This window comes from Nonomuraea sp. B12E4 (assembly GCF_039871825.1).
Lineage (GTDB): Bacteria > Actinomycetota > Actinomycetes > Streptosporangiales > Streptosporangiaceae > Nonomuraea.
Map to the genome: position 1 here is coordinate 256,480 of NZ_JBDPME010000003.1, position 14,095 is coordinate 270,574.

The 14,095-nt window shown below is 72.3% G+C and carries 13 protein-coding genes and 1 pseudogene; 4 read left to right on the plus strand and 10 right to left on the minus strand.

The window, feature by feature from the left end:
• Nucleotides 1–73: 73 nt before the first annotated feature.
• Nucleotides 74–307, plus strand: coding sequence for a DUF397 domain-containing protein (locus tag ABGB18_RS09970; RefSeq protein ID WP_347695117.1), 234 nt, complete (start codon nucleotides 74–76; stop codon nucleotides 305–307).
• A gap of 153 nt (nucleotides 308–460) precedes the next feature.
• Here ABGB18_RS09970 and ABGB18_RS09975 read toward each other — a convergent pair.
• From ABGB18_RS09975 to ABGB18_RS09995, 5 genes and pseudogenes are all read right to left on the minus strand, one after another.
• Nucleotides 461–601 (minus strand): annotated as a pseudogene (locus ABGB18_RS09975) (alpha/beta hydrolase); the annotation flags it as partial.
• A gap of 545 nt (nucleotides 602–1,146) precedes the next feature.
• The gene (locus ABGB18_RS09980) at nucleotides 1,147–1,458 is read right to left on the minus strand and encodes a WhiB family transcriptional regulator (protein ID WP_080036407.1); all 312 of its coding nucleotides are present in this window, start codon (nucleotides 1,456–1,458) and stop codon (nucleotides 1,147–1,149) included.
• Nucleotides 1,459–1,559: 101 nt separating this feature from the next.
• Nucleotides 1,560–2,474, minus strand: coding sequence for a sucrase ferredoxin (locus ABGB18_RS09985; RefSeq protein WP_347695118.1), 915 nt, complete (start codon nucleotides 2,472–2,474; stop codon nucleotides 1,560–1,562).
• A 373-nt stretch (nucleotides 2,475–2,847) separates the two neighbouring features.
• Nucleotides 2,848–4,344 (minus strand): glycerol-3-phosphate dehydrogenase/oxidase, encoded by a 1,497-nt coding sequence (locus ABGB18_RS09990; protein ID WP_347695119.1) that lies wholly within the window; start codon nucleotides 4,342–4,344, stop codon nucleotides 2,848–2,850.
• Entirely contained in the window at nucleotides 4,337–4,846 is a 510-nt protein-coding gene (locus ABGB18_RS09995; protein ID WP_347695120.1) for a helix-turn-helix domain-containing protein, read from the minus strand. Before ABGB18_RS09995 ends, ABGB18_RS09990 begins: the two co-directional genes overlap by 8 nt.
• A gap of 31 nt (nucleotides 4,847–4,877) precedes the next feature.
• Here ABGB18_RS09995 and ABGB18_RS10000 point away from each other — a divergent pair, with 31 nt between their 5' ends.
• Nucleotides 4,878–6,434: an FAD-binding oxidoreductase gene (locus ABGB18_RS10000; RefSeq protein ID WP_347695324.1), complete on the plus strand. Its 1,557-nt coding sequence runs from the start codon at nucleotides 4,878–4,880 to the stop codon at nucleotides 6,432–6,434.
• Nucleotides 6,435–6,490: 56 nt separating this feature from the next.
• On the opposite strand, the gene ABGB18_RS10005 is transcribed toward ABGB18_RS10000, so the two are convergent.
• Nucleotides 6,491–6,898 (minus strand): tetratricopeptide repeat protein, encoded by a 408-nt coding sequence (locus ABGB18_RS10005; RefSeq protein ID WP_347695121.1) that lies wholly within the window; start codon nucleotides 6,896–6,898, stop codon nucleotides 6,491–6,493.
• Nucleotides 6,899–7,163: 265 nt separating this feature from the next.
• Between ABGB18_RS10005 and ABGB18_RS10010 the strand changes: the two genes are divergently transcribed.
• Both ABGB18_RS10010 and ABGB18_RS10015 read left to right on the plus strand, forming a co-directional pair.
• Nucleotides 7,164–8,516 carry a metallophosphoesterase gene (locus tag ABGB18_RS10010; RefSeq protein WP_347695122.1) on the plus strand — a complete coding sequence of 451 codons (1,353 nt, stop codon included), beginning with the start codon at nucleotides 7,164–7,166 and terminating at the stop codon, nucleotides 8,514–8,516.
• 33 nt (nucleotides 8,517–8,549) lie between these two features.
• Nucleotides 8,550–10,103, plus strand: coding sequence for a bifunctional 3'-5' exonuclease/DNA polymerase (locus tag ABGB18_RS10015; RefSeq protein ID WP_347695325.1), 1,554 nt, complete (start codon nucleotides 8,550–8,552; stop codon nucleotides 10,101–10,103).
• A gap of 1 nt (nucleotide 10,104) precedes the next feature.
• Here the strand turns inward: ABGB18_RS10015 and ABGB18_RS10020 are convergent, their stop codons facing one another.
• The 4 genes from ABGB18_RS10020 to ABGB18_RS10035 form a co-directional block, all read right to left on the minus strand.
• A complete protein-coding gene (locus ABGB18_RS10020; RefSeq protein ID WP_347695123.1) occupies nucleotides 10,105–11,370 on the minus strand; it encodes an MFS transporter in 1,266 nt (421 codons plus the stop codon).
• A gap of 46 nt (nucleotides 11,371–11,416) precedes the next feature.
• Complete coding sequence (locus ABGB18_RS10025; RefSeq protein ID WP_347695124.1) at nucleotides 11,417–12,235, minus strand: MOSC N-terminal beta barrel domain-containing protein; 819 nt, start codon at nucleotides 12,233–12,235, stop codon at nucleotides 11,417–11,419.
• Nucleotides 12,232–13,419, minus strand: coding sequence for a Cmx/CmrA family chloramphenicol efflux MFS transporter (locus ABGB18_RS10030; RefSeq protein WP_347695125.1), 1,188 nt, complete (start codon nucleotides 13,417–13,419; stop codon nucleotides 12,232–12,234). Before ABGB18_RS10030 ends, ABGB18_RS10025 begins: the two co-directional genes overlap by 4 nt.
• 72 nt (nucleotides 13,420–13,491) lie before the next feature.
• Nucleotides 13,492–14,064 (minus strand): TetR/AcrR family transcriptional regulator, encoded by a 573-nt coding sequence (locus tag ABGB18_RS10035; RefSeq protein ID WP_347695126.1) that lies wholly within the window; start codon nucleotides 14,062–14,064, stop codon nucleotides 13,492–13,494.
• Nucleotides 14,065–14,095 lie beyond the last annotated feature (31 nt).

A 14,095-nucleotide genomic window follows, 5' to 3' on the forward strand; every position in this document is an offset into this window, starting at 1 on the left:
CAACGCGCTGCCGTATTGTCAGCTCGCAAACGCGGATGCACGTGCATCCGTAAGATCGTGAGGAGCTGCCCCCATGCCTGAGTTCCTGAACGGAACGTCCGCCGGCCGCCTTTCCGTCGTCTGGCGCAAGAGCAGGCGGAGCAACCCCAACGGCAATTGCGTCGAGGTCGCGAGCCTGCCCACGGGGGAGATCGCCATGCGCAACTCGCGTTTTCCCGAAGGTCCCGCGCTGGTCTACACGCAGGCCGAGATCACCGCGTTCGTCCTCGGGGCGAAGGACGGCGAGTTCGACGACCTCATCGTCTGAGCGAGTCCCGGCCATCGAAGCACCTGCGGCAGCCCCGCCGGGCCGGGCCGCGCGGTCGGCCAGGTCGGCTCCCGGGCGCCGCGGCCGATCGTCGCCCACGACGTAGGGGGCTCGTATACGGCGACGCGGTCGATCGGCGGGCCCGGCGAGCGGCTCCAGCGCCAGAATCGCCAGCGACGAGTGGCCGAGCGCGCTCGTCCGCCCGCTCGCGTGCTCGATCAGCGCCGCGATGTCCGCCACCTCGCGCTCCACCGCGTACGTGGCGCTGTCGCCGCTGTCACCGCGCCCGCGCCGGTGTTGCGGGATAAGTCGGACTTTTCGCATACATGTGCCAGCCGCCTCGATCAGGGATCGGGGCGGCTTGTCTTCGGCATAGCGGCTGCCTGTGCGGTGGCGTGACGGTGAGCGCTCGTGCGGCAGCCCGCGTGCTGCCCAGCGCATACGGCGGCACTGGAACGGCGAATGGGTGGTTGCCGCGTCATCCCGACGCATTCCGATCCGTTGGGGGATGACAGGAGCCGAATGGCAGGTCGGCGCCACGCGCAAGGCCGACGGCGGCGACAGGGCCGCGGGCGGCGGGTGGTGGTCGCGGGACCGATGGGTTCGGGGGACCGCTGTGGGTTTGGCTGGGTAGTTGGGGTGGGTATAACCGGGGTTGTTTCCCCCGCGCCGGATCGGCGTCGCGCGGGCGCGACGACGCCTTGAGCCGTGCGGAGGTGAGGTGCCTGATCAGGCAGTTGTCCCGACCGGGTTCGCCGGAGCCTCGGCGTGGCTGGCCAGGCTCCGGTTCATCAGGACAACTGCTTGATCACGCGATGCTGGTGACGCTGCCGGGTGTGTCAGGCGGCGGAGATGCCGGCGCTGGCCGCGCGGCGCATACGACGGCGACGCTCGGAAGCGCGCTCGTCTTCGTTGAGACCGCCCCACGTGCCGTACTTCTCGGGCCGGGACAGCGCGTAGTCAAGGCACTCGTTGCGGACAGGGCACTGGGCGCAGATCGCCTTGGCCTTCCGCTCACGTACGTCACGCTCGGGCTGCCGCTCCCCATCGGGGCCGAAGAAGAGCACGAGGTCCTCACCCCGGCACGCGGCATCATCCTGCCAACCCCAGCTGGGGCGCGGGCGGGCGAGCTGCCGACGTACCTGAGACATGAGAAAACCACCTTCGTGAGAGGTATTTCGGTAATTGAGCCGCATTGGACGCTTATGGCGTCACTGTTCCAACGCAGGGTTGGGCCGTGATGTTCCCTGGCTCAGGTGAGGGCGGGCGTGGCGTACCGTACAGGCGCGAGCCTGTCCAGCGAAACCAGCCGGTAGGTGGTGATCGTCTCGGCGCAAGCCGTACCACACGGCGCTGTGAGCGCCGATGGCTCAACCACAACCTGGAACCGGACGCCGCCGCAGCGCGCAATGGCTTTGGTGACGTCACCGTCCGACCTGAAGGATTCCACGGCCACCGCGCCGACGGAGCGCTCTCCCGTATGGATTCGGGCGAAGTGCTCCACGGCCTGCAATGGCTCAGGGATGCCTGCGCGTCCCCGGTAGCGGTCGAGAATGATCTCGCCCGACCGGTACGCGTTAGCCGCTGCCAGTGCAGCAGCCTGAGACATGCTGCCGTAGAAAATTCCGTGTGGCAAGCACACCAGGTTGGCGGCGTAGCGATCGCCGCCAACGTGTGACGTTTCCCACACCCTGTCCGACAGGTTTTCGGCCAGGGACCGGGCGAGGGGTAGTCCAATGCGGGCGCAGCACGCATTGCGCTTGGCGTGCGTGCAGACCAGAAATACCGGCTCGTCTTCAAGTATGCAGGACTCCGGGACCACTCCGGCCACCAGCGCGTCCAGGTCAAGATCGTCAGGACCTGCGATGACGCCTCCCGCCATCCAGGGGCGTTCCCCGATCGCGTACGCGACTAGCACATGGATTCCCTGCTCTCGCGGGCGGGTCCGCCTTCCTGGACGGCGGATGAGCTGGGGGCGGATACCGCGTTCTAGCGCCCGGCGGACGAGTTCTGAGATTTTTTCAGGAAGTTCGAAGCTTTCCAGATGTGAGGGCCACGGGCCGGTGTGTTCGATGAGCAGCCAGAGCTTGGCTCCCACGGTGGCGCTGGCGTGCGTCGGCAGCGCGCCGGTGTGGCAGCCGATCGGATGCTCGCAGCCCCTCGCCAACGCCCCGCCCCTTCCCCCGCGACGAACCCCTGCAACGAATTAGGTAAGACTAACCTAATGGATTGTTGCGCCCGATGCGGGACGGGGGTCCAGGGAGCGAAGTGCGGACCCTGGGCCGGGGCGTGCCGCCGAGGGCCCTGAGCCAAGACGAGCCACCGAGGGCCCTGAGTCAGGGCGAACCGCTGCGGATCCGGCCAGGTCTGGGTGCGTCGGGGCCGGGTTCGGGTGCTCGGGGCGGGTCGGTCGGGTTCGGGTGGTCGGGGTGGGTCGGTCGGCTTGGTGTTGACGGCCGGTCGCTGGGTTCCGGCGCTCAGGGTGGGGCCGCCGGGTTGGTGGCCACGGTGAGTCGGGCTTGGGGATCTGGCTCGGGTGGTCAGGTGCGGGTCGCGTGGCTCAGCGCGTCGCGGGCCGCGGGCAGCGCGGCGTCCCGGTCCCGCCGTACCAGGCCGATCCTGGTGCGCCTGTCCAGCAGGTCGCCCTCGTCGAGCGCGCCCTCGTGCAGGACCGACCAGAGCAGCTCGCCCTGGGTGATGCCGAGCCCGGCCTCCTCCGGGTGCTCCTTGACGAGGGCGTGCACGGCCCTGGCCTCGCTGCCGTAGCGCTCGGCCAGGCGCGCGGGCACCCCGTCCGGGTGCGGGCCCGCGCCGACGAGCGGGAGCTTCCGCGTACGGCTGCGCCCCGCTCGGAGGTTCCGGGACGAGACGGCCCGATCCACCGCGTCCTCGGCCATGCGCCGATATGTCGTCAACTTGCCCCCCACCACCGTGACGATCCCGCCGTCCGAGAGCACCGCGTGCCGCCGGGACAGGTCGGCCGTCACGCCGTCTGCCGCCAGAAGGGGCCTGAGACCCGCGTACGCGCCCGCAACGGCCTCCCTGGTCACATGGACCTCAAGAACCCCGTTCAACACCTCCAGGAGGGCTCTGACGTCCTCCTCGGGTGCCTCGGGGACGTCGGGCACCGGCCCGTCCACCGGTTCGTCCGTGAGGCCGACGTGGATGCGGCCGTCGCGCTGCGGCAGAACGAGCGCGAATCGGTTGGTCTCTCCGGGAATGGGCAGGTGCAGCCCGGCGATCAGCCCGGGGAGCGTGCCGGGGGCCAGCACGAGGTGGGTGCCCCGGGACGGGCGCAGCTTCACCTGGGGATCCAGCGTGGCGGCCCACACCCCGGTCGCGTTGATCACGGCCTTGGCCCGCAGGGTGAACTCCTCGCCCGTCAGCTCGTCGCGTACGAGCGCGCCGTCGTCCGCGAGCCGCAGGGCGCGGCAGCGGGTCAGCACGCGGGCCCCGTGCGCGGCGGCGGTCCTGGCCAGGGCCACCACCAGGCGGGCGTCGTCGAGCAGGCGGCCGTCCCACGACAGGAGCGCGCCGCGCAGGCCGTCCGCGGCCAGCACCGGCGCCAGCGTGCGGGTGCGGGCCGCGGTCAGGCGGGTGGGGCCGGGCAGCAGGCGGCGCGGCGTGCGGGCGGCGGCGCGCAGCCCGTCGCCGAGCCGGTGGCCGGCCATCACCGCCGCCGCCCGCCGCCGCGAGACCTCCGCGGTCAGCGGCAGCACGTACGGGTGCGCCTTGACCAGGTGCGGAGCCGTCGTGCGGAGGAGGACGCCGCGCTCGACCGCGCTCTCGTAGGCGACGCCCACCTGTCCCCTGGCCAGATAGCGCAGCCCGCCGTGGATCATCTTGGAGCTCCACCTGGAGGTCCCGAAAGCCAGGTCGTGGGCGTCGACGGCCGCTACGCTGAGCCCCCGGGACGCGGCCTCCAGCGCGGCCCCCGCCCCCGTCGCGCCGAGCCCCACGACCAGCACGTCCACCCGCTCCTCCGCGACGCGGCGCAACTCGCGGGCTCTTCTGCGGGCGTTCAGCGAGCTATCCAAGGTAGGCCTCCAGCAGGGCCGCGAGCTCGGCGTCGAGCTCGTCCAGGGTCACCGGGTCGAGCATGGTCGGCGCGGACAGCAGGAACGACTGGGCCACCAGCAGCACCGCCCTGGCCTTGCGCGGGTCGCCGACGACCGGCTCGAGCAACGACAGGACGGACTCCTGGCTCGCCCCGCGCCGGTCGAGCAGGTAGGGCAGGAGCAACTCCGGATCCGCCTCCACGATCTTCCGCCACAGGGGATGCCCGCGCAGTCCCCGTACCCCGGACACGACGGCTCGCACCGGGTCTGACATGTCCAGCTCCGCGAACACCCGTACCCATTCCCGGGTCATCAGGTCCGTGACCAGCGTCCGCACGTCGGGCCAGCGGCGGTAGAGCGTCATCCGGGACACGCCGGCCCGCCGCGCCACGTCCGTGAGCGTCGTCCTGCGCACCCCGTAGGCCAGGACGCAGGCGCGGGCCGCGTCCAGCACGCGGTCATTGTGACGGATCGACGTCATATGTCACAGTGTAAGCGTGGCTGGAGAACCGATGTCGTGGTCCGGATGGGGCGACCCCGCACAGGCCCGCGAGCTGCCCGAGCGGATCCGCGCGCTGCTGCGCGACCTCCTCGGCGTGCGGGCGCCCGACGCGCCCGCCGTCCCCCTGGAGGCGGTGCGCCTGCCGGCCGTCGCCCTGGACGGGCCGGTGCTCGACGCGCTGGCGGCGGTCGCCGGCCCGGGGCACGTGCTGACCGGTCACGAGGCCCGGGTGCGTCACACGCGCGGCAAGTCCACTCTCGACCTGCTGCGGATGCGCGCGGGAGACGGCTCGGACGCCCCCGACGCGGTGGTGCTGCCCGGCTCGCACGACGAGGTCGCCGAGCTGTTGCGGGTGTGCTCGGAGGCGCGGGTCGCGGTCGTGCCCTTCGGCGGCGGCACCTCGGTGGTGGGCGGGCTCGCGGCCGCCCGCGCGGGCTTCGCCGGGGTGGTCGCGCTGGACCTGGCGCGGCTGGACCGGCTGCGGTCGGTGGACGCCGAGTCGATGGTGGCCGAGTTCGAGCCGGGGGTGCGGGCTCCCGAGGCCGAGCGGCTGCTCGCCCGGCGCGGGCTGACGCTGGGCCACTTCCCGCAGTCCTTCGAGTACGCCACCCTCGGCGGCTTCGCCGCGGCCCGCTCCAGCGGCCAGGCCTCGGCCGGATACGGGCGCTTCGACGACATGGTCGTGGGCCTGACCCTGGCCACCCCGGTGGGCACCCTGGACCTCGGCCGCGCCCCGAAGTCGGCGGCCGGCCCCGACCTGCGGCAGCTCGTGCTCGGCTCGGAGGGCGCCTTCGGCGTCATCACGTCCCTGCGGCTGCGGGTGCGGCGGGCGCCCGCCGAGCGTCGTTACGAGGGGTGGCGTTTCGCGTCGTTCGCGGCGGGGTCGGCCGCCATGCGGGCCCTGGCCCAGGAGGGGCCGCTGCCGGCCGTGCTGCGGCTCTCCGACGAGACCGAGACGATGGCCGGCCTGGCCAAGCCGGAGGCGATCGGCTCGGGGGACTCCGGGTGCCTGATGATCGCGGGCTACGAGGGGGACTCGGTCGCCGGTCAGCGGGCCGCCGTCTCGGAGGCGCTGTCGCGGCTGGGCGGCGAGTGCCTGGGGCCGGAGCCGGGGCAGGAGTGGGAGCGCGGCCGCTTCTCGGCGCCGTACCTGCGGGACTCGCTGCTGGCGGCCGGCGCCACCGTGGAGACGCTGGAGACGGCCGGGTTCTGGTCGAACCTGCCGCGGCTCTACGACGCGGTCCGGCTGGCGCTGCTCGGCGCGCTCGGCGCGCCGCTGGTCATGTGCCACATCTCGCACGTGTACGAGACCGGCGCCTCGCTCTACTTCACCGTCGTGACCCCGCAGGAGGCGGACCCCGTCGCCCAGTGGGAGCGGGCCAAGGCGGCGGTGAACGCGGCCATCGTCGCGGCCGGCGGCACGGTCAGCCACCACCACGGGGTCGGGCGTGACCACCGGACGGCCTACGGGGCCGAGCTGGGACCCGCCGGGGTGAGCGTGCTGGCGGCGGTCAAGGCCAGGCTCGACCCGGCCGGAATCCTCAACCCCGGCGTCCTGATCCCTTAGCCGGGCGGCGAGTCCCTCAGCGGGCCGGGTCGGCAGGGCCGGCTCAGTCGGGCGGCTCAGTCGGGCGGCTTGATCTCGTCGGCCTCCGCGATGGTGGCGGCGGCCTCGCTGTAGCGATGGAGCGCCTCCAGGATGGTGGCCAGCCAGTTCAGCGAGACCACCAGCGGGCCGCCGCCGGCCGCCCGGCTGATCTCCACCGCCTCCTCCGCCAGGGGCAGCGCCTCCGTGGCGCGGCCGCGCTTGAGGTGGAGCCGGGCCGCGGCGAGCAGCGAGCGCGTCAGCAGCTCCGTGTGGGCGCCGGGGAACTCCTCGGACAGCGCCCGGCTCCGCTCGATGGCCATGTTCACGGTTTTGAGCGCCCGTCCTCCCCAGCGGGGACCGCGCTGCGCGAAAGCGAGCAGGCCCTCGATGGCCCGCGCCTCGGAAATGCCGCCGATGGCATCATCCGGGCCGTTACGCGTCATGGGAGCCTCCCCTCGCAATCCCAACCGCTTGCTTGGGGGGATGAGGGTACACCATTGCGAACCTTCGGTGTTCCGCACAGTACGCAGCGTTCAGGGTGCGCAAATGGAAGATCACGGTAAAGATGTGGTCATGGTGGAAGCGGCGGCTGAGCGTGGAAAGCGGATTTCGTCCCGGGTGTCGGAGGAGGGCGCGGGGTGGGCTTGTACGCAGACGGGGTCATTCGCCCAGCTCAGACCTAATAGCCGGGGTTTTTCCTGGCTGAATTTGCGAACGCTCTGGCGCTCACGCAACGAGATCTTGGCCGGGCTGTTCGGCGATCCCTCGGGACAGGTTCGGGTGCGGTGGGTGAAGGCGCAGGAAGAGAGCGGGATTGATCCGGAATTTCGCATCCAGCCCTCCCTCGCGGGGAATTTCAGTTTTCTGCTGCTCGGCGATACCGGCGAGGGCGACGCCTCCCAGTACGCCGTTGTTCCGGGCATGCTGAAGGTGGGCGAGGGGACGTCATTCGCCGTCATCGCCAGCGACGTGATCTACCCCACCGGGTCGGGCAACGAGTACGGGGACAAGTTCTTCCGCCCGTACAAGGACTATGACGCCCCCATCTACGCCATCCCCGGCAACCACGACTGGTACGACGGGCTCGGCGGCTTCATGCGGGTCTTCTGCGACGCCCCTCCGCTCAAGCCGAAACCGGACCGAGGGCTGCGCGGGCTGCTCTGGCGCAAGCCGGAGACGATCGACGAGGCGCGGCTGGCCGAGGCGCGCGAGCTGAGGTCCAGGCCGTCCCAGCAGGCGGCGCAGCCGGGGCCGTACTGGGTGATCGAGAGTGACCACCTGCTGCTCGTCGGGGTCGACACCGGCATCAGGAACGTGATCGACCGCGGGCAGGCGGAGTGGCTGCGGCGCGTCTCGCGCGACCCGCGGCCGAAGGTGCTCCTGACGGGCAAGCCCATCTACACCGGCAACGCGTACAAGCCGTCGCCGCTGGAGGGGGGCGGGACGATCGACGACATCGTGCGCGACCCCGAGCACCGCTACGTGGCGGCCATCGGCGGCGACGTGCACAACTACCAGCGCTACCCGGTCCAGGTGGGCGATCGGGTGATCCAGTACGTCGTGTCCGGCGGCGCCGGGGCGTTCATGCACGCGACGCACACCATCGGCAGGGTCGACGTGGCGGGCGTGCACGAGGACGACTTCAGGTGCTACCCGCTGCGCGGTGACTCGCTGTCCTTCTACAGCCAGCTCTACGCCCGCAGGCTGCGGATGAGGTGGATCTACCTCACGCCCTCCGAGGCCGCGTGCGTCACGTCGGAGCACGTCGAGAACGAGCCGGTCAGGACCCCGGCCGTGCCCGTGCGGATCACCGGCAGGATGCGCTGGGCCGCGCGGCTGCTCGGGGCCTGGCCGTGGCCGTTCAGGCTGCCGGTGGACAAGGTGTTCCACCGCTTCCTGTCCGAGCTGTCCGACTGGGACACCCCGCCGTTCTTCAAGCAGTTCCTGCACGTCTCCGTCACGCCCGAGGAGCTGACGCTGCGCTGCTTCGCCGCCACCGGCTGCCTGGCGCAGGAGCTCGAACCGCCGATCGAGGACGAGGTGCGCATCAGTTTGTCGTAGCGATTTGGCACCCTTGACCACGTGTACGTGGTAATGGCGGGGGAGACGGTGCTCCCTGTCGGGGGTTCGGTCCAGCGTCCCCCGGACCTGGTCGGGACCGTGCGGGAGATGGAGGCGGAGCGGCCGCGCTGGGTGTGGGCCGACACCCGCGACGTCTATCCCGGCCTGCTGCGCGCCGGCGTGCGCGTCGCGCGCTGCCACGACGTCGCGCTCACCGAGGGGCTGCTGCTGGCCCACGAGGGCCGCTACGGCGAGGCGCGCTCCGCCAGGGCCGCCCACGCCAGGCTGCGCGGGCTGCCGGTGCCCGAGGAGCGGCCGAGTGCGCAGGACACGCTGTTCGCGCCCGAGCCGCTGGCCGCCGAGGCGGTGGCCGAGGTGCTGGCCGACCAGCTCCGGCGGATCGAGGCGCTGCCCGCGCCCGGGCGGTTCCGGCTGCTGGTGGCCGCCGAGTCGGCCGGGGCGCTCGTCGCGGCCGAGATGTCGCACGAGGGCATGCCCTGGCGCGGAGACGTGCACGACGCGCTGCTGACCGAGCTGCTCGGGCCGCGGCCGGTGCACGGCATGCGCCCGGCCAAGCTGCAGGCGCTGGCCGACGAGGTGGCGGCGGCGTTCGGGCACGCGGTCAACCCGGACTCGGTGCAGCAGCTCGTCAAGGCGTTCAAGGGCGCGGGGGTGGGGCTCAGGACGACCAGGTCGGAAGAGCTCAAGCAGGTCGACCATCCGGCCGTGGCGCCGCTGCTGGCCTACAAGGAGCTGGCCAGGCTGTTCAGCTTCCACGGGTGGATCTGGGCCGACCAGTGGGTGCGCGGCGGACGCTTCCGGCCTGAATACGTGGTGGGCGGCGTCGTGTCCGGCCGGTGGGCCACCAGCGGAGGCGGGGCGCTGCAGATTCCCAAGGTGATGCGGCGGGTGGTGGTCGCCGACGACGGATGGACGCTGGTCGTCGCCGACGCCGCGCAGCTGGAGCCGCGGGTGCTGGCCGCGATGGCCGGGGACGTGGGGCTGGCCAGGGCGGCCGGGCAGATCGACCTCTACTCGGCGCTGGCCCACTCGTTCGGTGGCGAGCGGGACCACGCCAAGATCGCGATGCTGTCCGCCATGTACGGCGGGACCAGCGGCGACGCCCCCAAGCTGCTGGCGGTGATGCGGCAGCGCTTCCCCAGGGCCTACCAGTTCGTCGAGGACGCGGCCAAGGCGGGCGAGGAGGGCCGGCTGGTGCGCTCCTGGCTGGGGCGCACCAGCCCGCCGCCGTCGGCGCGGTGGAAGGAGCTGGTGGCGGGGCCCGAGGGCAACCGGGCGGCCCGCGACCGGGGGCGCTTCACCAGGAACTTCGTGGTGCAGGGCACGGCCGCGGAGTGGGCGCTGGCGTTGCTGGCGGTGCTGCGCGGGCTGTTGCCCGAGCCGGCCCGGCTGGTGTTCTTCCAGCACGACGAGGTGATGGTGCACTGCCCGCGGGAGCAGGCGGAGGAGGTGATCGCGGCCGTGTCCGCCGCGGCGGCCGAGGCGAGCAGGCTGCTGTTCGGGCGGACGCCGGTGCGCTTCCCGATGGAGGCCGTGGCCGTCACGTCCTACGCCGACGCCAAGTGAGTCACCGGGCGTCGCGGCGGCGGGGCAGGACGAGCCAGAGCGCCGCCAGGGTCACCATGACGCCCACGCCCAGGCCGAGCGCGCTGTAGGAGAACGCGCTCACGATGGCGCCGGCGACGATCGTGCCGGTGGCGCCGCAGACGTTCATGAGCAGGTCGGACAGCCCCTGGACGGCGGGGCGGCGCTCGATCGGGACCGACTCCGTGACCAGCGCGGAGCCGGCCACCAGGCCGCACGACCAGCCCAGCCCGAGCAGCACCAGCGCCGCCGTCACCTGCGCGACCCCGTGTCCCGCCGTGCCCGCCAGCGTGGCGGCGCCCAGCAGCAGCGCCATGCCGAGCACCAGCACCGGCACCTTGCCCGCCCGGTCGGCCAGCCAGCCCACGACCGGCGACAGCATGTACATGCCCGCGATGTGCAGGCTGATCACGATGCCGATGACCTCCAGGTCCGAGCCGTCGTGGTGCAGCTTGACCGGGGTCATGGACATGACCGACACCATCGCCGTGTGGCTGACCGCGATCATGACCAGCGCCCTGAAGGCCATCGGCGTGGTGCGCAGGGTCTCCCACGCGGTCCGGATCGTCCGGGTACGCGCCGGGCCCGCCCCCCGCGTGCCGTCGAGCTCGCGGGCGAGCTGGAGCGGGTCGGGCCGGAGGAGGCCGAGGATGACCACCAGCGCCAGGGCGAACGCCAGCGCCGAGAACGCGTACGGGCCCGCCTTCTCCACCAGTCCCAGCCGCACGCCGATCTGGTCGGCGGGCTCGGCCAGGTTCGGGCCGGCCACGGAGCCGATCGTCGAGGCCCAGACGACGAGCGACAGGTGCCTGGCCGAGCGGCCCCGCGGCGACAGGTCGGTCGCGGCGTAGCGCGCCGCCAGGTTGCCCGCGCTCCCGCCGCCCACCAGCACCAGCCCCGCCAGCAGCATCGGCCACGAGCGCGCGCCGATCGCGCTCACCGAGATCACACAGCCCAACAGGGCCGCCGTGTAGGCCAGGGCCAGGCCCGCGCGCCGCCCGCTCCGGCCCGCGGCCCTGGCCGTCGGCAGGGCCAGCAGCGCCGCGCCGAGTGTGGTGGCCGTGCCCGCGAAGCCGCTGATCACCGTGGAGCCCGACAGCTCGTCCACGACGACCGAGCTGAGGGCGATGCCGACGGCCATCCCCACCCCGCCCACGATCTGCGCCGCGGACAGGACGCCGAGGGTGCGGCGCTGGATTCTGATCCGGTCATAGGTGGAGATGGCGGGCTTTGTGGGGGCACTCGTCACGCGTGAAGTCTCGCATAGCCCACAAGATCTCCACAAAAGTGATATTTCAGAGAACGGTGACAAGATCCCCACGGGCGATGCGGCCGGGCGCGTCCGGAATCAGGTTGACGCCGAACCAGACCTTCCCGTCCCACCTGCGGTGCCCGGACAGCGTCCTGATGGGCTCCTTGCCCTTGGCGCCGGTGTCGGGGTCGATCGTGGTCAGCACGCAGCGGTCGCAGCCCTTGGACACCCGGAACTCCACCGCGCCGATGCGTACCCGCCGCCAGGCGTCCTCGGCGAACGGCGTGCCGACCCCGTCGATCACCACGTTCGGCCGGAACCGGCGCATGGACAGCGGCGCGGGCACCTCCTCGCCGCGCTCCACCGCGGCCTCGGCGATCCAGTCGTTGAGGCGGGCGAGCGAGGCGCCGGTCGTGAGCAGCAGCGGGTAGCCGTCGGCCAGGCTGACGCGGTCGGCCGGCCTGCCGTACTTGGGATTGACCGGGCGGCAGGTCGGGTCGTCCTGCCACATGAGCCTGACCTGGCGCCCCAGCAGCGCGGACAGCCACCGGGCGGCGTCGTCCCCGCAGTCGGTGAGCTTCACGGGGGTCCGCCCGAGGGTGACCGTGGAGCGCGTGGTGCCGGGGACGACCCGCAGCGGGGCGGCGTGCGGGCCGGTCAGCGTGAGCGCGCCGGAGTCGTCCAGCTCGGCGACGCAGGCCAGGAGCCCGGGCTCCTCGCGGGCGGTGACGAGCTCGCCGCGCTCGCCGGTGACCAGGTAGCGGCGGTCGCCGGCCAGCCCCCACGGCTGGACCTCGATCTCCGGGACGTCGTGTCCTGTAGTGGATTTGACGGGATAGAAGTGGATGCTCGCCAAATTCATACGGCCGACCGTACCGGCTCCCGGGCCACGGAGCCCTTGCGGGCCAGGGTCGCGGCCAGGGTCACGGTGCCGAGGGCGGCCAGGCCGATCGCGGCGCCGGTCCAGGCCACCGACGGGTAGCCGAGGCCGGCGGTGAGGAACAGCCCGCTCAGCCAGGGGCCGACGGAGATGCCGACGTTGAACGAGGAGACGTTCAGCGCCGCGGCCAGCGTGGGGGCGCCCTGGGCCAGGGCGAAGACCCGGGTGTTGAGCGCGGGGTTGGTGGCGAAGCCGAACGCGCCGAGCAGGAAGATCAGCGGGATGGCCAGCGGCGGCACGGGCGCGGCCAGGGCCAGCGCCACGGAGGTGAGGATGAGGCCGATGACCCCGGCGTACAGGAGCGGGTAGGGCCGCGCGTCGGCGATCCGGCCGCCGATGGTGATCCCGATCAGCGAGCCCGCCCCGTACAGCGCCAGCACGGCGGGCACCCAGGCCGGCGCCAGGCCCGTGGTGCCGACCAGCATCGCGCTCAGGTAGCTGAAGGAGGCCAGCAGCGCTCCCGTGGTCAGCGCGGTCGTGCCGTAGGCGAGCCAGAGCCTGGGGTTGAGCATGGCACGCAGCTCGGCGGCCACGCTGGGCGGCGCGGTCTCGGTGGCCGGCCTGCCGCCCGGGACGGTGAGGAGCACGCCGATCGCGGCCAGCGCCGATATCACGGCCACCGTCCAGAACGCCGCCCGCCAGCCGAGGTGCTGGCCGATGACGGTGCCCAGGGACAGCCCGAGCACGGTGGCGACCGTCAGGCCGCCCGCCAGCACGCTCATGGCCCGGCCGCGGGCGTTCTCGGGCACCAGGCCGATCACGGTGCTGCCGGCCACGGCCCAGAACCCGGCGTACACGAAGGCGCCCACCACCCGGCCGGCGAACAACATGCCGTAACTCGTCGTCATCGCGCTCAACGCGTGGACCAGGACGAAGACCGCCAGGAACGTCAGCAGCGCCGTACGGCGTGGCCAGCGCAGCGTGACGACGGCCAGCACCGGGGCGCCCGCCAGCATGCCGATCGCGAACGCCGAGATCAGCAGGCCCGCGTCCGGCACGGACACGCCCAGGTCGGTGGCCAGTTCGGGGAGCAGCCCGGCCGGCACCAGCTCCGAGGTGCCCTGGGCGAAGATGGCCAGGCCCAGGATGTAGACCGCCAACGGCATGGCGAAACTCCTTCAACAGTGTTTTGTATAGATCAGTTCAAAATGAGGGCATGAAAAGCGGTGATCGGCGGATCAGAAAACGCCGAGCGCGGTGTTCGCGACGGCCTCCAGCGCGGGCCGGTCTGCCCCGCCGCGGGCGGCCACGCGCAGCCCGCTGACCGTGGCGACGACGAAGTGCGCGAGGGTGGGCGGGTCCCGGTCGGGGGCGAGCTCCCCCCGGGCGCGGCCGAGCTCGAACGCGCTCCGCATGATCTCCATCCGCCGCTCGTTGTCGCGCCGGAGCAACTCGGCGACCTCCGGGTCCCGCGGGGCCAGCTCGACCAGCGAGTTGATCACCAGGCAGCCGGCCGGGTCGTCCGGATCGGGATCGACCGCCCGCCACAGCACCGCGCGCACCTTCTCCCTGACCGGCAGGTCACCGTCCATCAGGTCGGTGAGTATGAGGAACTGCTCGTCCATGTAGTGCCGCAGCGCCTTCTCGAACAGGTCGTGCTTGCTCGCGAAGGTGTTGTAGACGCTGCTGCGCCCCAGCCCGGTGGCCACGCACAGGTCCTGGGTCGAGGTGGCCTCGTAGCCCGCCCGCCAGAAGGCGCGCATGGCCGCCTCGATCGCGCGCTCCTCCTCGAACTTCCTCGGTCGTGCCATTCCCGTATCGTAGCAGGTTTTGGAATGGTCA